This window comes from Longispora sp. NPDC051575, assembly GCF_040681875.1.
In the GTDB taxonomy this organism is placed as follows: Bacteria; Actinomycetota; Actinomycetes; order Mycobacteriales; family Micromonosporaceae; genus Longispora.
In genome coordinates this window covers 343031-360412 of sequence record NZ_JBFAZP010000004.1, presented here as the reverse complement: position 1 = coordinate 360412, position 17382 = coordinate 343031, and the positions used below count along the sequence as shown (strand labels likewise).

Genomic DNA, 17382 nt, shown 5'->3' with positions numbered 1-17382 from the left:
GAATTCCGTCTCCACCAGAGGTTGCGGGCGCGGGGCGAACCCTATCAGCGCGCGCCCCCGGTCGCGCGTCGGTACAGCGCCGCCACGCCCTCGCCGAAGTACGGGCTGTAGGAGATGTCGGCCGTCCCACCGCCCTGTTCGTACCCGCCGATCAGGCCGACCACCGCGCCCGACGCCGTCACCCACGGGCCGCCGCTCGTCCCGTCGGTGAAGCCCGCGCAGGCGATCCGCAACTGGGTGTCCTCCCAGCGCTGGCTGAGGCCGTCGCAGCTGATCGGATGGTCCAGACCCGCCGGGTAGCCCGTCATCCGGACCGGCTGGTCGAACGGGCCCTCGGTGGCCAGCTCGTGCGCCCCGGCCACGTCCTCCACCAGCCGGTCGCCGTCGGCGTCGCGGACCAGCAGGAACGCGAGGTCGTAGTCCGGGTCGCCGTCGGAGTCCCACCGGTCGTCCAGGATCCGGTCGACGACCTGCCACGTGCCGGACGGCCGCTGCCCGTCGTGGTAGCCGGGCGCGAAGAACATGTCGTCGCCGGTCACGCAGTGCGCGGCGGTCAGGACCAGGTTGCGCCCCGGGCTGTGCACCACGCTCGCCGTGCAGCCCCGCTCCCCGGCCGCCCCGAACAGCGCGCCGACCGCCGGCTCGCCCAGCGGCACCGGGGTGACCACGCCGGGCGGCCCGGGCGGCGGCGGGGCCGCGGTCGGGACGGCGGAGCCCGGGAACACGGCCCAGGCCGCGGCGGCCGCCACCAGCACCGTCGCGGCGACCAGGGCGAACCGCGCGCGGGGCAGCCGGGTGGGACGTCTGTGCCGTTGGACCACGGCCCGATCCTATGGCCGGGCGGGCGGCGCGGGCAGGGGCCGGGGCCGGAATGTTCGGAGAGGCTCGCCACGGCGGGGCCGGAGAGGCCGGAGCCGTCGGCGTGACCGGCCTCCGGCTCCCGGCGTGACTGGCTCCCGGCTCCCGGCGGGGGCGGGTGGCGCCGGGGCGCCGAGGCACCGGCGCGGAGGGTGGCGGCGGGCGGCGGGCGGCGGGCGAGCATAGATGGCCGGGAACGTCCGTGACTGTCCGGTTGTGGTCAGTCGCAGGCAGCGAGGTGTCCTAGGCTTCCCCGGGTGGGACCCGCCCGCCGGGACGTCGACGCGGGTCGCCCGGGCGGGCCCGTGGAGGAGGGGCTGTGAGGATCGAGCCGCTGGGGATCGAGGGCGCGTACGCGATGACGCCGGTCCAGCACCCGGACAGCAGGGGCCGCTTCCTGGAGTGGTACCGCGCCGACCTGTTCACCCGGGTCGCCGGCCACCCGGTGCGCCTGGAGCAGGCGAACGCCTCGGTGTCGGCGCGCGGCACGGTGCGCGGGGTGCACTTCGCCGACACGCCGCCGGGCCAGGCCAAGTACGTGACGTGCCTGCGCGGGTCGCTGCTCGACTTCGTGATCGACGTCCGGGTCGGCTCGCCCACGTTCGGTCAGCACCGGGTCGTCCGGCTCGACGACGTGGACCGGCGGGGCGTGTACCTCGCCGAGGGCCTCGGGCACGCCATCTGCGCCCTGGAGGACGACAGCACGCTCCTGTACCTGTGTTCCGAGCACTACGACCCGGCCGCCGAGCACGGCATCTCCCCGCTCGACCCGGACCTGGCGCTCGACCTGCCCTTCGACCGGGGCGACCTGATCCTGTCCGATAAGGACGCGGCGGCCCCCACCCTGGCCGAACAGGCGGCGGCCGGACTGCTCCCGGAATACGCTTCCTGCGTGCGCTGGTACTCCAAACTCAAAACGGAAGGTGTCTGAGCGGTTACTTTGTCGGTGGGTACCGGTAAGGTCTGTTCATGGATCGGCGCATCTTCGGAATTGAGACGGAGTACGGGGTCACCTGCACGTTCCACGGACAGCGCAGGCTGTCCCCGGACGAGGTGGCGCGCTACCTGTTCCGCCGTGTGGTGTCGTGGGGGCGTTCGAGTAACGTTTTCCTCCGCAACGGCGCACGGCTCTACCTCGACGTCGGTTCCCACCCCGAATACGCGACACCCGAGTGCGATTCGGTGTCGGAGTTGGTGGCTCACGACCGGGCCGGTGAGCGGATTCTCGAAGGTCTGCTCGTCGACGCGGAGAAGCGGTTGCACGACGAGGGCATCGCGGGCGACATCTACCTGTTCAAGAACAACACCGACTCGGCCGGCAACTCCTACGGCTGCCACGAGAACTATCTCGTCAGCCGGCACGGCGAGTTCGGCCGACTCGCCGACGTCCTGATCCCGTTCCTGGTCACCCGGCAGCTGATCTGCGGGGCCGGCAAGGTGCTGCAGACCCCGCGCGGCGCGGTCTACTGCCTGTCCCAGCGGGCCGAGCACATCTGGGAGGGCGTCTCCAGCGCGACGACCCGGTCCCGGCCGATCATCAACACCCGCGACGAGCCGCACGCCGACGCCGAGCGGTACCGGCGCCTGCACGTCATCGTGGGCGACTCCAACATGAACGAGGTGACGACCCTCCTCAAGGTCGGCACCGCCGACATCGTGCTCCGCATGATCGAGGCCGGCGTGGTGCTGCGCGACCTGACCCTGGAGAACCCGATCCGGGCGATCCGCGAGGTGTCGCACGACGTCACCGGCCGCCGCCCGATCAAGCTCGCCAACGGCAAGGACGCGAGCGCGCTGGAGATCCAGCGGGAGTACTACACCAAGGCCGTCGAGTTCCTCGCCAAGCGCGGCGACGACGCCAACCTCACCCGCGTGCTCGAACTGTGGGGCCGGGTCCTCGACTCGGTGGAGAGCGGCAACCTCGGCGCGATCGAGCGCGAGATCGACTGGGTGGCCAAGCTCAAGCTCATCGAGCGGTACCAGAACCGCCACGACCTCGCCCTGTCCAGCCCCCGGGTCGCCCAGCTCGACCTGGCCTACCACGACATCCGGCGCGGGCGGGGCCTGCACGCCCTGCTCGAGAAGCGCGACAACGTCGACCGGGTGGTCAACGAGCTCCAGGTGTTCGAGGCGAAGGAGACCCCGCCGCAGACCACCCGGGCCCGGCTGCGCGGCGAGTTCATCCGCCAGGCCCAGGAGAAGCGCCGCGACTTCACCGTCGACTGGGTGCACCTCAAGCTCAACGACCAGGCCCAGCGCACCGTCCTGTGCAAGGACCCGTTCCGGGCGCACGACGAGCGCGTGGACAAGCTGATCGCGAGCATGTGACCGGTTCCGTGGGGCGTCGCCGCGACGCCCCACGGATCGCGCCTTGATGCGGCCCTCGGGGTGCCGGTAGTCTCGGAACCGCCATGAGTGACCAGCAGAAGAACGGCCGCCCCGACTTCATCACGAGCCGGGTGCAGAAGCGCCGTGCCAAGATCGCCGAAGAGATCAGCCGGAACCGGGCGGGCGGGCACAAAATCCCCACCTGGGTGCTTGCCGCGATCCTCGCCGTCGTCCTCGTCGGCTGGCTGGCCCTGATCCTGCTCCCGTAGCCCGACCGACCCGCCGATCGTCCGGCGGAGCGCTGGCGTGCGCCTCGACGCGGCCAACGGCACGTCCGCGCCAGCCGAGCGGCGGGTGCGCCGCCGTGACATGTGCGCTGCGGCGGTTCCGGCAGGCCGCGCGGCACAACGCCGCTTCAGGCCGTCCCGAGCGGGGAGTCGCACCCTTGTCAGGGGCCGCCCGCTGGGGCGATCTGGTCGGCGACGCGGCACGAGGTGGCTTCAGATCACTGCGCGCGGGGTTGGTGCTGGCCCCGACCGGGGCATTCGTCAGCGTGGACTTCAGGTAGCTCCGGGCGGGGTTGGTGCTGGCCCCGACCGGGGCGTTCGTCAGCGTGGACTTCAGGTAGCTCCGCGCGGGGTTGGTGCTGGCCCCGACCGAGGCGTTCGTCAGCCTGGACTCCAGGTCACTCCGCGCGGGGATGGTGCTGCCCCCGACCGAGGCGTGCCTCAGCGCGGATTTTCAGGTCGCTCCGGGCGGATGTGGGCCAGGTTGGGGCCGCGTGCGCGGAGGTGGTCCGGATCGGTGGGCGGGGGAAAGGCCGCATCTGGGCGAGTACACCCCAAAAGCTTTTGAGGGTTACGAGTCGGGGCGTTACCGGTCCGTGAAGGTCAGACCTCCGCGACGGTCAGCCCCAGCACCAGGTCGAGCGCCTCCACCGTGCTGTCCGCCGTCCGCCACGTCGCCGGGTGGTCGGGCAGCCCCGCGTGCTCCCCGGTGCGGACCCGCACCGACCGGATCCCCATCGAACTCGCGCCGGCCACGTCCCGGTCCGGCCGGTCCCCGATCATGATCGCGGCGTCGGCCGGGCACGCCAGCGCGGACAACCCCCGGCGGAACCCCGAACCGTGCGGCTTGCGGAAGTCTCGGCCGCCGCCCTCGTCGGTGCACACCACCGCGCGGAAGTGCCGCACCAGGCCGGTCGCCTCGACCTTGGCCCGCTGCTGCGCGGGGTTGCCGTCGGTGACCAGCACCAGCGGCAGCCGGGCGGACAGCTCGTCCAGCCGCTCCTCGACGCCCGGGTAGGGCACCAGGGTCGTCGGCCAGTACTCCCGGAAGGCGTAGACCAGGCGGGGGACGAGGGCCAGGTCCGCGCCGATCGAGCGGATAGCCTCGTCGATCAGGCCGGGCCGGTCGCTGCCGCCCGCCGCCGCGCGGTCGAGGGCGGGGCGCAACCGGGCCGGATCCAGGCCGGCGGTCGAACCGACGGCGCACACCCGCTGCCAGGCCTGGTCGAGGAACTGGGAACGGGGGTACAGGGTGTCTTCGAGGTCCAGCAGAATGCCCCGGATCAGCGTCACGCGTCGAGGGTGACGCGGGCCGGTGAACCCGTTCCCGCCGGAGTCTGTCCGGGCGGTGAACGCTGGGGCGCGAGGCTTCCGCGCGCCCGGCCCGCCGGGAACATGGCCGCGTGGGCCGCCGGAGCCTGCGGTCCGGGACAGCCGGACTATTCCGGCCCGCCCCCTGTGTCGCCGGGGTCAGGCGGCGAGGGCTGCCGCGTGCCGGCCCGCCGCCGCCGCCGCGAGGAAGTAGTCGTGTTCGGCGTCGAGGCCCCGGCCCATAGTGGACAGCTTCACCGGCAGGGCGCGCAGCGCGTCGTCGAGCCCCGTCGGGTCCACCAGCACGATCCGGTGCCGGGCCAGCAGCGGCGCGAGCTGCTCCAGGTGGGCCGGGTCGCAGCCGGTCGGCAGGACGAGGTCGGCGGGGGCCAGGGCGACCCGGCCGTACGCGGTGAGGCTGTGGTGGGACACGCCCCGGTGCCGGGCGCGCCCGTCGGCAGTCGACAGCCGCACCGAGCCCACCGGCCGGCCGCCCAGGGTCGCCGCCGCGTTGACCGCCTCGCCGGTGGACACCCCGGAGAAGCCCCAGGGGGTACCGGTGCCCAGGTTGCCCGGCCCCTGCGTCACGATCGCGACGTCCGCGCCGAGCGCGTGCCGGGCCGCGAGGAGCCCGGTGTGGGTGTTGGTGGCCTCCAGGTCCCCGCCGAAGGACTGGCCGACCGTGACCACCCCGGCGATCAGCCCCGACAGCGCGTCGAGGTTCCGGGAGAACCAGGCGGGCAGCGCGCCCCCGTCCGTCATCACGTACGCGACCCGGGCCGTGGGGGTGTCGGCGAGGATCCCGGCGAGCAGGGCGGGGAGCGCCGAGTGCAGGTCGGCCACCAGGACCGGGAGCCCGTCGAGGTCGTCGGCGTCGGCCAGCACCGCCCGGTGGGGCGACGCCTCCTCGTCGGCGGCCAGGACGGTGACCTGCTGCGGGGTGTACCGCGCCTTCATCACGTGCCCCGGGGCGTCGGAGTCCGGGGGGAGCCGGTCGGGGAGGGCGACCACCAGCGCGTACCCGCCGGTGCCCAGGCCCAGGCTCAGCGCGTTGGTGTTCAGCAGCACCCGGTCGCCGGGCACCGGGTCGCCGACCATCGCCGGGTACGCCAGCGCGCGTACCAAAGGAGGATCTTCCGGGTTTCGGGCGTCAACGGTGACGTCGAGCTCGACGGCGCCCTTCCAGGAACGACGGACGGTCAGCACGGTTCCGGATCGCCAGCGCAGCACCCCCGCAACCTACCCTGCTAACGTCGACAGGTGTCCCGCACCCGCACAGAGCGCCTCGTCAACCTGGTGATCTGTCTGCTGTCGACCCGCCGGTTCCTCACCGCCGCCCAGATCGCGCAGACTGTCCCAGGTTATGAGCATGACCCGTCGGTGAGCAAGGACCACGAGGCGTTCCAGCGCAAGTTCGAACGGGACAAGGCCGAACTCCGCGAGTTGGGCGTCCCCCTGGAGACCGGCACATCGAGCGTCTTCGACGCCGAACCCGGCTACCGGATCGCCCAGCGCGACTACGCCCTCCCCGAGGTCCAGCTCGAACCCGACGAGGCCGCCACCGTCGGCATCGCCGCCAAACTGTGGCGCGACCACGGCCTGGCCGCCGCCGCCTCGTCCGGCCTGACGAAACTGCGCGCGGCCGGCATCGACGTCGACCCGCACGCCACCCTCGGCGTCGAGCCGACCCTGGGCGTGGAGCCCTCCTTCGAACCCGTCACGGCCGCCGTCCGCGACCGCCGGGTGATCACCTTCGACTACCGGATCCCCACCGAGGACGCCGCGCGCCGCCGCCGGCTCCAGCCGTGGGGCGCCGTCTGCTGGCGCGGCCGGTGGTACGTGGTGGGCCACGACCTCGACCGGGGCGCCACCCGGTGCTTCCGGCTGTCCCGGATCGTCGGCACGGTGCGCGCGACGGGCGAGCCGGGGGCGTACACGACGCCCGACGGGGTGGACCTGATCTCGCAGGTGGCCCGGTTCTCCGGCGGGCCCGCGCCCGAGCGGACCGGGCGGGCGACCGTGCGGCTGGCCCCCGGGCGGGCCGACGGGATCCGGCGGCGCGCGGACCGGCTCGAAGGGGACGTGGCCACGTTGGCGTACGCCGACGCCGACCGGCTCGCCGAGTTCCTCGTCGGGTACGGGGCCGACGTGCTGGTCCTCGACCCGCCCGAGGTGCGCGACGCGGTGGTCCACCAGCTCCGGGTGCTCGCGGGGCTGCACTCCCCGGCGGAGGTGGCCGCGTGACCCGCCCCGTGCCGCCCCGGCGGTTCCCCACCTGCCCGGAGGCCGGCCCGGCCCGCCACGCCCCCGGCCCGGCCCGCCCCGTTCTCCGGGAGGTGGCCGCGTGACCCCGTCCGCCGACCGGCTCGGCCGGCTGCTCAACCTGGTGCCCTACCTGCTGGCCCGCCCCGGCATCCTGATCGCCGACGCCGCCGCCGACCTGGGCGTGACCGAGCGCCAGCTCCGCGAGGACCTCGAACTCCTCTGGATGTGCGGCCTGCCCGGGTACGGGCCCGGCGACCTGATCGACATGGCCGTCGACGAGGACAGCGTCACCATCACCTACGACGCCGGGATCGACCGGCCGCTGCGGCTCACCCCGGACGAGGCCCTCGCCCTGCACGTCGCGCTGCGGCTGCTCGCCGAGTCGCCGGGCGCGATGGACCGCGACGTCGTGCACCGCACCCTCGCGAAGATCGAGAAGGTGGCGGCGGCCGAGGGGTTCGCGGTCCGCATGCCCGACCAGCCCGAACGGGTCGAGGAGCTGCGCGGCGCGATGGACCGGGGCCGCGCCCTGCGGATCACGTACTACACGGCCCGCCGCGACGCCTCCACCGAGCGCGTCGTGGACCCGATGCGCCTGCTGCTGGCCGACGGCCGGACGTACCTGGAGGCGTGGTGCCGGTCCGCGTGCTCCGTCCGGCTGTTCCGGGCCGACCGGATCGACGCGCTCGCCGAGCTGGAGGAGCCCAGCGCCCCGCCGCCCTGGGCGGTGCCCACCGACGTCGCGCAGGGCGTGTTCCGGCCGACCCCGGAACTGCCCCTGGTGACGCTGCGGATCGCCCGCGAGGCCCGCTGGGTGACCGAGTACTACCCCTGCGAGTCGGTCACGCCGCAGCCCGACGGGGACTGGATCGTGACCCTGCGCGCGGCGGACCTGGGCTGGGCGCACCGGCTGATCCTCGGCCTGGGCGGCCGGGCGAGCGCGGTGGCCCCACCGGAGCTGGTGGCGTCGATCGGGGACGCGGCCCGCTCCGCGCTGCTGGCGTACGCGACCGACTGAGCGTCAGACACCGGCCCAGCACGGGCCGCGGGCATCTGACGGCCCGCCCCGACCCTCCGGCCCGGGCTGCGGACGCGGCTTACCTGGGCTCTGATCGGTGGCTCCCACCAGGATCTGCCCCGCCCACGCTGCGGACGCGGCGCGCGGCGACCCGACGGCGGGCTCGCCCACGGCCGATCCGTGCGCACGGGACTCCGTGGCGGGAAACGGGCGCCCGCTTCCGGTACCCCGATGGTGGGTGTCGGGTTTCGCCACGGGTGGCAGGCGGGAACCGTCGGGCGCGCGGGGTAGGGTCTGGGCGTGGTGTGGTGGATTCTGGGTGCCGGGTTCGTGGTCGGCGTCGTGCTGCTCGTGCTCGCCTGCCTGCCCCTGGTGCGGCGGCTGCGGCCCCTGCGGCTGGCGGCGGCCCGGCTGGAGGCGCGGCAGGGCGACGCGCTGGTGTTGCAGGCGAAGCTGGAGCGGTTGCAGAGCACGGTCGACGCGGTCAGCGCGAAGGCCGGGGCGGCCGCAGTAAACCGTAAACCTTCTTAAATGTTATAAATCACCGCCGGCAACGTAACAACTTGCTGCGGTTACCGTGCGTATACCTGCGCGAGGTTGACGTTTTCTCGTCAGTTGGCAACACTTGCCCGGCGGGACGACGTCGCCGCACTCCCGATACCGGGACGGCGGACGCGTACCATGGAACTGCGTTGACAAGCCTTGGAGGTTCCTGATGGGTAGTTTGCAGCCGTGGCACTGGGCTGTGATCATCATTGCGGTGGTCTTGCTCTTCGGGTCCAAGCGGCTCCCCGACGCCGCCCGTTCGCTGGGCAAGTCGATGCGGATCATCAAGGCGGAGACCAAGGGTCTCGCCGAGGACGGCAACGCCGCGCAGGCCCAGACGCCTCCGCCGGCCGCCCCGCCCGCGCCCGCCGTGCAGCCGGCACCCCCGGTCGTGCAGCCGCCGGCCGCCCCGCCGCGCGACACCAGCATCTAACGACGGAAGTTCGTGAGCCCCGTCCTGCGTAAACGGTCGGCGGCGCGGTCGAAGCCGGCCGCCGACGGCTCCATGCCTCTCATGGAGCACCTCCGCGAACTGCGGAACCGCCTGTTCAAGGCGTTCCTCGGCATCCTCGTCGGGTTCATCGCGATCTACGTGTTCAAGCTGCACACGTGGATCCTGGAGCGCCTGCAGGAGCCGTACCGCGACCTGTTCCCCGACGGCCAGGCCCCGGACATGCTGCAGTTGGGCGTCGGCGACGTCTTCCTGCTCAAGCTCAAGGTCGCCATGTGGGCCGGCCTCGTGGTCGCGGCCCCGGTCTGGCTGTACCAGATCTGGGCGTTCGTCGCCCCGGGCCTGCACAAGCGGGAACGCCGCTGGGCGTACGCGTTCGTGGCCGCCGCCACGCCGTTGTTCCTGACGGGCGCGTTCCTGGCGTACCTGGTGGTCGGCAAGGGGCTGGAGTTCCTGCTGCCCGCGCAGGAGGAGCACCTGACCAACTCGCTCGAACTCACCCGGTACGTCAGCTGGGTCACCAACTTCATGCTGATCTTCGGGGTGGCGTTCGAGTTCCCGCTGCTCGCGGTGATGCTCAACTTCGCCGGCCTGGTCAGCGCGAAGAAGATGCTGAGCTGGTGGCGCACCGTCGTCTTCCTGTTCTTCATCTTCGCCGCGATCGCCACGCCCACGCCCGACCCGTTCGTCATGACGGGGCTGGCGCTGGCGCTGAGCCTGATGTACTTCATCGCGATCGGCATCGCGTGGCTCAACGACCGGCGACGCGGGCGCAAGAGCGGCGCCGCCGAGTACGCGAACCTGGCCGACGACGAGGCCGCGCCGCTGGACTACAAGCCCGAACCGGTCGCCGAACCGGAGCCGGTGCCCGAGCCGGAGAAGCTCGACCGGCGCAGCAGGTTCGACGACAGCATCTAGCGGGCCGGCGGGCGCCCCGGGACACCGGGACGCTCGCCGTCCGCGCGGGACGCTCGCCATGTGGTTCGACCAGCACGTCCGGCGCGTAAGTTACCGACGGGTCTTCCGGTTCACCGGGAGACCCGCTACGTTTCCCCGGTGATCGCCGTCGTCGCCAACCCCACCGCGGGCAAGGGCCGCCATGCCGCCCTGCTACCGGCCCTGCTCGCCCAGCTCGGCCCGCACGAGCTGCTCCCCGAGGGGGCCGGCGCCGTCCGGGCCGCCGTCGCCGGGGGAGCCTCCGCCGTGGTGGCCATGGGCGGGGACGGCACGGCGCACCTGGCCCTCCAGGCGCTCGCGGGGACCGGCGTCCCGCTGGGCATCGTCCCGCTGGGCACCGGCAACGACCTGGCGACCGGACTGGGGCTGCCCGCCGACCCGGGGGCGGCCGTGGCGGCGGTGCTGGCGGGGCGTACCCGTCAGGTGGATCTGGCCCGGGTGGACGGGGCGCACGGCACGTCCTGGTACGGCAGCGTGCTGGCGGCCGGGTTCGACGCGCTGGTCAACGAGCGGGCGAACCGGATGCGCTGGCCGCGCGGGCCGATGCGGTACGACCTGGCGATCTTCGCGGAGCTGGCCCGGCTGCGCCCGCTGCGGTACCGGCTGGTGATCGACGGCGAACCCGCCGAGCTGGACTCGGTGCTCCTCGCGGTGGGCAACACGACGTCCTACGGCGGCGGGATGCGGATCTGCCCGGGCGCCGACCCGGCCGACGGGCTGCTCGACGTGACGCTGGGCGTGGCGGGCCGGCTGGCCCTGGCGACCCTGAAGCCGAAGGTGCGCGGCGGGACGCACGTGACGCACCCGGCCGTGCGCACCCTGCGGGCCCGGACGCTGGAGATCGCCGGCCCCGACCTGCACTGCTACGCCGACGGGGAGCGGCTCGGCCCGCTGCCGGTGACGGTCACCTGCGAGCCGGGCGCGCTGACCCTGCTGCACTAGAAACCATCATCGGGGTACGCGGTCGGCGCGCCCGGCTCGTGCCTGTCGCCGCCGAACGGGCGTGATCCCACGCGCGGAGCGCGGACCCAGGTGAGCGACTCCTACTCCAACCGGATCGGCGTGACCCCACGCGCGCGGTCGGTCAGTTCGGCCCGGCGAGGAAGGCCTGCGGCGTGACCCCAGGCGCGCGGAGCGCGGACTCGCCCGCCCGGCCCCGGCCTCCGCACCGCCCGGGTTCCGAGGTCCCGGCCCCGGCCTCAGCAGCGCCAGGGTTCCGGTGCCCCGGCCCCGGTCGGGTCAGGAGACGAAGTCCAGGATCGCCGACAGGCCGTGCACCGCCCCGGGCGGCGAGGCCGGCAGCAGCAGCGCCTGGAGGCCGGCCACCACGGCCGCCCCGTCCGCCGCGCTGTCGCCCACCATCAGCGCCCGGTCCTCGGGCACGCCGAGCACCGAGCACGCGTGGGTGAACACGGCCTTCTCCGGCTTGCACCGGCCGAGCTCGTAGGACAGCACCCACTCGGTGATCAGGTGGCCGAAGCCGAGCGCCTCGCAGATCGGCCGGATGTCGAAGCCGATGTTGGACACCAGCGCGGTCGGGATGCCGGCGTCCTTGAGGGCGCTGAGCACGGTGACCGTGTCGGCGTACGCGACCCAGCCCTCGGGGAGCCGGATCCGGTCGTAGAGGGCGTCGGCGAGGCCCTCGATCGGGGACTGCACGGTGGCGGCCAGCCCGGCGTAGGCGGCCCGGTGGGCGTGCGGGTACAGGTCGCGCTCGGCCCACACCTCCGCGAGCTGGGGCGGGATCCGGGCGGGCGTGGGCCCACCGGCGCGGCCCGCCGTGAGCAGCCGGTCGAGCAGGATGGTGGCCCGGGGGCCCTCCAGGGTGGTGCCACACGCCTCGACGGCCGCGGCGAGCCACAGGGGGGCGTCCTCCACCTGGGCGAGCGTGCCGTGGAAGTCGACGAGAACCGCCTCCACCGGGCGGCGCGGACTCGGGGGGTGCTCTGTCTGCGTCACGCTCTGCACCATACCGACTCCCGGCAGCGAGACTGCGGAGGCAGGGGGTCCCCTGTGCGGTTTCCCGGGTGTGCACACGGGAAAGCGACCGGTGAGCGGACGCGGGACGGCGCGTCGGGTGCGTCCTGACCTCGCCACACGTCCGGAAGGGGCGGGCGCGGGTCCGGCGGGTGACGCCGGCGGGGCCCCGGGGGGCCGACCGACCCGTCAGGGGCCGGTCAGGAAAGGGATCCGCGTTCGCGCCGCGACGAAACAGAGTTGACCATGGCTTAGCCTAGAGAGCATGACAAGCCCCGCCGACCGGTACGGTGACTTCCGCAGGCGGGCCGCCTACCCGGCCCTGAACGACTTCCTGCGGGGCCTCGACTTCGAACTGGACGATTTCCAGATCGAGGCCTGCGAGGCGGTGGAACGGGGCACCGGCGTGCTGGTGTGCGCGCCCACGGGGGCCGGCAAGACCGTGGTCGGCGAGTTCGCGGTGTTCCAGGCGCTGCGCGAGGGCCGCAAGTGCTTCTACACGACGCCGATCAAGGCGCTGTCGAACCAGAAGTTCAACGATCTGGTCGCGGTGCACGGGGCGGACAAGGTCGGCCTGCTCACCGGGGACAACGCCATCAACGGCGACGCGCCCGTGGTCGTGATGACCACCGAGGTGCTCCGCAACATGCTCTACGCGCGGTCGCAGACCCTCGACACGCTGTCGTATGTGGTCATGGACGAGGTGCACTACCTCGCCGACCGGTTCCGGGGCGCGGTCTGGGAGGAGGTGATCATCCACCTGCCGCCGTCGGTGTCGCTGATCTCGCTGTCGGCCACCGTCTCCAACGCGGAGGAGTTCGCCGACTGGCTGGTCACCGTGCGCGGCGAGACGAAGATCGTGGTCAGCGAGCACCGGCCCGTACCCCTCTGGCAGCACATGCTCGTCGGCAAGCGGATGTTCGACCTGTTCCACGACCAGGAGGCGGCCAGCAAGCACGAGGTGCACCCGGAGCTGCTCCGGCGCACCCGGGACCTGCTGCGCCAGATCGGCTGGGACGACCGGGGCCGGCGGGGCCGCTCCGGCCGGGACCTGATCGCGGGCCGGGTCGACGTCATCGAACGGCTGGACCGCGAGGGCCTGCTGCCGGCGATCGTGTTCATCTTCAGCCGCGCGGGCTGCGACGCGGCCGTCCAGCAGTGCCTGCGCTCGGGGCTGAAGCTGACCGACCCCGAGGACCGGCGCGAGATCCGCCGGATCGTGGAGAGCCGCACGGCCGCGCTACCGCACGAGGACCTCAACGTCCTCGGGTACTACGAGTTCCTCGAAGGCCTCGAACGCGGCCTGGCCGCCCACCACGCGGGCATGCTGCCGGTCTTCAAGGAGATCGTGGAGGAGCTGTTCGTCCGGGGCCTGGTCAAGGCCGTGTTCGCCACCGAGACGCTCGCGCTGGGCATCAACATGCCGGCCCGGTCGGTGGTGCTGGAGAAGCTGGTCAAGTTCAACGGGGAGGCGCACGTCGACCTGACCCCGGGGGAGTACACGCAGCTGACCGGGCGGGCGGGGCGGCGCGGGATCGACGTGGAGGGCCACGCCGTCGTGCTGTGGTCCCCGGAGACCGACCCCCGGCACGTGGCCGGGCTGGCCTCCACCCGGACGTACCCGTTGAAGTCGAGTTTCCGGCCCTCCTACAACATGGCCGTCAACCTCGTGGCCAGCGTCGGCCCCGCGCGGGCCCGGGAGCTGCTGGCCTCGTCGTTCGCGCAGTTCCAGGCCGACCGGTCCGTGGTGGGCGCGTCCCGCCAGGTGGTGCGCAACGAGGAGGGCCTGGCGGCGATGGACGCCGACATGGAGTGCCACCTCGGCGACTACGCGGAGTACTACGCGCTCCGGGTCGCCATCGCCGACCGGGAACGCGGCCTGGCCCGCGAGTCGGCCAGTACCCGGCGGGCCAACGCGGCCGCGTCGGTGGCTCGGCTCAAGGCCGGGGACATCATCAAGGTGCCGACGGGCAAGCGCACCGGGCTGGCCATCGTGATCGACCCGGGCGTGGGCGGCTTCGGCGACCCCCGGCCGCTGATCGTCACCGAGGACCGCTGGGCCGGCCGGATCCCGGCCACGGACTTCACCAGCCCGGTGGAGCCGCTCGGCCACATCCGGGTGCCGAAGCACTTCAACCCCCGGTCCCCTCAGGACCGTCGCGACCTGGTGTCGAGCCTGCGCAACGTCGAGATCTCGCAGTCCGCCCGGCGGGGCGCGCGCCGGGCCCGGTCCGGGGCGGCCGACGACCGCCAGCTCGACGAGCTGCGCCGCGCGCTGCGCCGGCACCCGTGCCACGAGTGCCCGGAGCGCGAGGACCACGCCCGGTGGGCGGAGCGGCGCGAGCGGCTGAACAAGGAGACCCAGACCCTGCGCGACAAGGTGGAGAACCGGACCGGCTCGCTGACCCGCACGTTCGACAAGGTGTGCGGGCTACTGACCGACCGGGGCTACCTGAGCGCGGACGGCCAGGTCACCAAGGCCGGGCGCACCCTGTCGCGGATCTGGGCCGAGACCGACCTGCTGGTCGCCGAGTGCCTGCGCCGGGGCGTGTGGGACGGGCTGTCCCCGTCGGAGCTGGCCGCCGCCGCCTCCGTCCTGGTGTACGAGGCGCGCCGCGACACCGACGACCGGGCCTCCGTGCCCCGGGGCGCGGTCGGCGACGCGGTGGAGGAGACCCTGCGGCTGTGGGGCGAGGTGGAGTCCGACGAGGCGGCGCGCGGCCTGCAGCTGACCCGCGAACCGGACCTCGGCTTCGTCTGGCCGGTGTACCGGTGGGCGCGCGGCGAGGCCCTGCCCAAGGTGCTGTCCAGTGTGCACGGCCTGGACACGGAGATGCCGGCCGGTGACTTCGTGCGCTGGTGCCGGCAGGTGATCGACCTGTTGGGGCAGTTGGCGGAGGCCTCGGGGGACACGCCGCTGCGGGACACGGCGCGGCAGGCGATGGACGACATGCGGCGCGGGGTGCTGGCGTACTCGTCGATGGCGTGAGGCCCCGGCCGGGCTCCTCTGGGGGCCCGGCCGCGCCAGCCCCCGTACCCGTCGAAATTGATGGGCTTGAATCTCGAACATTCACACTCATGTCACGCCGTGCCAGCTTGTGGGTCCAGGTGTCCACAGTGTTGCCCTGATCCTGGTGTGCCGCTTGTTGATGACATTGCGGCATGGAAACATCCCCATCACGGTTCAGCATCGGATTAGGCAATTGTCGCGGATGCACCTCGTTCCGTGCGGAATCCGATGCGCCTCCGAGTCGGGCGCGCCATCCCGGGCGCGTCCACCCCCCTCTCTGGGAGGCACGTGTGAGAGTCACGAAACTGCTCGCGGCCACCGGTCTCGTCGCCGGTGCCCTGCTCATTCCCACCATCGCCCAGGCCACGCCCGGCACCGGCGCGCTGTCCGCCGAGTCGGGCATCAAGGCCGGCATCGGCGCGGACGCCTCCGCGGACCTGTCGCGGTCCCTCGGCGACAAGTCGGCCGGCACCTACCTGGACGCCGGTCTCGGCCGGATGGTCGTCACGGTCACCGACGCCGAAGCCGCCTCGGCGGTCTACCGGGCCGGCGCCGTTCCCCAGATCGTCAGCCGGAGCGCGGGCCAACTGGCCGCCGCGACCGCCGAGCTGACCCGTTCGGCGACGATCCCCGGCACGGCGTGGGGCACCGACCCCGCGACCAACCAGGTCGTCGTCACCGCCGACAGCACCGTCACCGGCGCGAAACTCGACCAGCTCAAGTCGGTCGTCGGCAAGCTCGACGGGGCGGCCCGCCTGGAGTTCGACAAGGGCACGTTCACGCCGTTCATCGCCGGTGGCCAGGCCATCTACATGGGTAGCTCCCGCTGTTCGCTCGGGTTCAACGTGACCCGCGGCGGCCAGGCACACTTCATCACCGCCGGGCACTGCACCAACCTCGGCACCACGTTCTGGTCCAACTCGGGGCACACCACCACGCTCGGCACCCGGGTCGGCACCAGCTTCCCGACCAACGACTACGGCATCGTGCGGTACACGTCCACGGTCGCGCACCCCAGCAGCGTGTACCTGTACAGCGGCAGCCAGAACATCACCTCCGCCGGTAACGCGTTCGTCGGGCAGGCCGTCCGGCGTTCCGGCAGCACCACCCAGGTCCGCAGCGGCACGGTGTCGGCGCTCAACCAGACCGTCAACTACGCGCAGGGCTCCGTCTACCAGATGATCAAGACGAACGTCTGCGCCGAGGGTGGCGACTCCGGCGGCTCGATGTTCGCCGGTTCCGTGGCCCTGGGCCTCACCTCCGGGGGCAGCGGCAACTGCACCTCCGGCGGGACCACGTTCTTCCAGCCGGTGCCCGAGGTGCTGAGCGCTTACGGCGCCACCATCCCGTAACGGTCACCGGAAACCGCTGAGCCGCCGGTCCCCTCCCCGGCGGCTCAGCTCCGTTGTGTACCGGTGCGGATCCGCCGGCTAGTTCCGGGCCATGGCCGTGGTCAGCCGGCCGACCGCCCCGGTCACGCCCCACCGCTCGGCCAGCGCCGCGAGCCCGTCCGGGTCGACCGGCTCCTTCGGCAGCGTCGGGTCGAAATCGGGCAGTGCCACGTCGGTGGCCACCCGCACCACCTCCGGCGCGACCTTCAGGTAGTCGGCGGCGGCCGTCAGCTTGGCCTGCAGCCCCTTCGGCTGCTCGTGCACGTGCGCCAGCAGGCCGTCGAGGTCCCCGTACGCGGTGATCAGCTTCGCGGCCGTCTTCTCGCCCACCCCGGCCACCCCGGGCAGCCCGTCGCTCGGGTCGCCGCGCAGCACCGCGAAGTCCGCGTAGCCGGCGGCCGGCACCCCGTACTTCGCGAGGACCGCCGCGTCGTCGAGCACCTCCAGGTTCGCGACGCCCCGGCCCACGTACAGCACGGAGACGCCGTCGTCGATCAGCTGGAACAGGTCCCGGTCGCCGGTGACCACCTCGACGGGGGCGGGACCCCGGGCGGCCAGGGTGCCGAGCACGTCGTCGGCCTCGAAGCCGGACGAGCCGATCGCCGGGATCCCGAGCGCGGCCAGGATGTCCAGCAGGATCGGCACCTGCGGGGACAGCGTGTCGGGGGTGGCCTCCGCGTTGGCCTCCTCGTCGACGACCCGGTGCGCCTTGTACGACGGGAGCAGGGCCACCCGCCACGCCGGCCGCCAGTCGTAGTCCAGCGCGCAGACCAGCCGGTCCGGACTGCGGCCCCGGATCAGGGTGCTCATCGCGTCGAGGAAGCCGCGCACGGCGTTGACGGGGGTGCCGTCGGGGGCGGTGATGGACTCGGGAACGCCGAAGTACGCCCGGTAGTAGAGGCTCGGGGCGTCCAGGGCCAGCAGCGGAGATGCCATGGGACCCAGCCTAGGCCCCGGGTGTGACAGCCGCGGCCGGACCGCAC

At 73.1% G+C, this 17382-nt stretch carries 16 protein-coding genes; 11 read left to right on the top strand and 5 right to left on the bottom strand.

The genetic code is table 11. From position 1 onward, the window contains the following. Positions 1–44: 44 nt before the first annotated feature. Positions 45–821: a trypsin-like peptidase domain-containing protein gene (locus tag AB0M43_RS12600; protein WP_363723916.1), complete on the bottom strand. Its 777-nt coding sequence runs from the start codon at positions 819–821 to the stop codon at positions 45–47. 356 nt (positions 822–1177) lie between these two features. Between AB0M43_RS12600 and rfbC the strand changes: the two genes are divergently transcribed. The 3 genes from rfbC (at position 1178) to AB0M43_RS12585 (ending at position 3455) form a co-directional block, all read left to right on the top strand. Continuing rightward, entirely contained in the window at positions 1178–1789 is a 612-nt protein-coding gene (gene rfbC / locus AB0M43_RS12595) for a dTDP-4-dehydrorhamnose 3,5-epimerase (RefSeq protein ID WP_363723914.1), read from the top strand. 38 nt (positions 1790–1827) lie between these two features. Next, complete coding sequence (gene pafA / locus AB0M43_RS12590) at positions 1828–3186, top strand: Pup--protein ligase (RefSeq protein ID WP_363723912.1); 1359 nt, start codon at positions 1828–1830, stop codon at positions 3184–3186. Between the two features lie 83 nt (positions 3187–3269). After that, complete coding sequence (locus AB0M43_RS12585) at positions 3270–3455, top strand: hypothetical protein (RefSeq protein WP_363723910.1); 186 nt, start codon at positions 3270–3272, stop codon at positions 3453–3455. Positions 3456–4076: 621 nt separating this feature from the next. Here the strand turns inward: AB0M43_RS12585 and AB0M43_RS12580 are convergent. Continuing rightward, positions 4077–4766, bottom strand: coding sequence for an HAD family hydrolase (locus AB0M43_RS12580; RefSeq protein WP_363723908.1), 690 nt, complete (start codon positions 4764–4766; stop codon positions 4077–4079). 177 nt (positions 4767–4943) lie between these two features. Continuing rightward, positions 4944–6014 carry a DUF3866 family protein gene (locus AB0M43_RS12575; RefSeq protein WP_363723906.1) on the bottom strand — a complete coding sequence of 357 codons (1071 nt, stop codon included), beginning with the start codon at positions 6012–6014 and terminating at the stop codon, positions 4944–4946. 30 nt (positions 6015–6044) lie between these two features. On the opposite strand from AB0M43_RS12575, the gene AB0M43_RS12570 reads away from it, so the two are divergent. From AB0M43_RS12570 to AB0M43_RS12545, 6 genes are all read left to right on the top strand, one after another. After that, a complete protein-coding gene (locus AB0M43_RS12570) occupies positions 6045–7028 on the top strand; it encodes a WYL domain-containing protein (protein ID WP_363723904.1) in 984 nt (327 codons plus the stop codon). A 100-nt stretch (positions 7029–7128) separates the two neighbouring features. Further along, positions 7129–8067, top strand: a complete 939-nt coding sequence (locus tag AB0M43_RS12565; protein WP_363723903.1) for a WYL domain-containing protein — start codon at positions 7129–7131, stop codon at positions 8065–8067. A 300-nt stretch (positions 8068–8367) separates the two neighbouring features. Continuing rightward, positions 8368–8598, top strand: a complete 231-nt coding sequence (locus tag AB0M43_RS12560) for a hypothetical protein (RefSeq protein ID WP_363723901.1) — start codon at positions 8368–8370, stop codon at positions 8596–8598. Between the two features lie 184 nt (positions 8599–8782). After that, entirely contained in the window at positions 8783–9046 is a 264-nt protein-coding gene (gene tatA, locus AB0M43_RS12555) for a Sec-independent protein translocase subunit TatA (protein ID WP_363723899.1), read from the top strand. Between the two features lie 12 nt (positions 9047–9058). After that, a complete protein-coding gene (tatC, locus tag AB0M43_RS12550; RefSeq protein ID WP_363723897.1) occupies positions 9059–9982 on the top strand; it encodes a twin-arginine translocase subunit TatC in 924 nt (307 codons plus the stop codon). 138 nt (positions 9983–10120) lie between these two features. Further along, on the top strand, positions 10121–10963 hold the full coding sequence (locus tag AB0M43_RS12545) for a diacylglycerol kinase family protein (protein ID WP_363723895.1): 843 nt from the start codon (positions 10121–10123) through the stop codon (positions 10961–10963). Between the two features lie 297 nt (positions 10964–11260). Here AB0M43_RS12545 and AB0M43_RS12540 read toward each other — a convergent pair whose 3' ends face one another. After that, positions 11261–11980 (bottom strand): HAD family hydrolase, encoded by a 720-nt coding sequence (locus AB0M43_RS12540; protein ID WP_363723893.1) that lies wholly within the window; start codon positions 11978–11980, stop codon positions 11261–11263. Between the two features lie 283 nt (positions 11981–12263). Between AB0M43_RS12540 and AB0M43_RS12535 the strand changes: the two genes are divergently transcribed. Together AB0M43_RS12535 and AB0M43_RS12530 are read left to right on the top strand one after the other, a co-directional pair. Beyond that, the gene (locus tag AB0M43_RS12535) at positions 12264–14987 is read left to right on the top strand and encodes a DEAD/DEAH box helicase (protein ID WP_363723892.1); all 2724 of its coding nucleotides are present in this window, start codon (positions 12264–12266) and stop codon (positions 14985–14987) included. A gap of 311 nt (positions 14988–15298) precedes the next feature. Beyond that, a complete protein-coding gene (locus AB0M43_RS12530; protein WP_363723890.1) occupies positions 15299–16360 on the top strand; it encodes a S1 family peptidase in 1062 nt (353 codons plus the stop codon). A 78-nt stretch (positions 16361–16438) separates the two neighbouring features. On the opposite strand, the gene AB0M43_RS12525 is transcribed toward AB0M43_RS12530, so the two are convergent. Beyond that, positions 16439–17335: a 5'-3' exonuclease gene (locus AB0M43_RS12525; protein ID WP_363723889.1), complete on the bottom strand. Its 897-nt coding sequence runs from the start codon at positions 17333–17335 to the stop codon at positions 16439–16441. Positions 17336–17382: the final 47 nt, after the last annotated feature.

Bases quoted from the DNA above. Each gene is read 5' to 3' on its own strand.
- pafA (WP_363723912.1), top strand. From the start codon at position 1,828: ATGGATCGGCGCATCTTCGGAATTGAGACGGAGTACGGGGTCACCTGC.
- AB0M43_RS12525 (WP_363723889.1), bottom strand. From the start codon at position 17,335: ATGGCATCTCCGCTGCTGGCCCTGGACGCCCCGAGCCTCTACTACCGG.
- AB0M43_RS12535 (WP_363723892.1), top strand. From the start codon at position 12,264: ATGACAAGCCCCGCCGACCGGTACGGTGACTTCCGCAGGCGGGCCGCC.
- tatA (WP_363723899.1), top strand. From the start codon at position 8,783: ATGGGTAGTTTGCAGCCGTGGCACTGGGCTGTGATCATCATTGCGGTG.
- AB0M43_RS12585 (WP_363723910.1), top strand. From the start codon at position 3,270: ATGAGTGACCAGCAGAAGAACGGCCGCCCCGACTTCATCACGAGCCGG.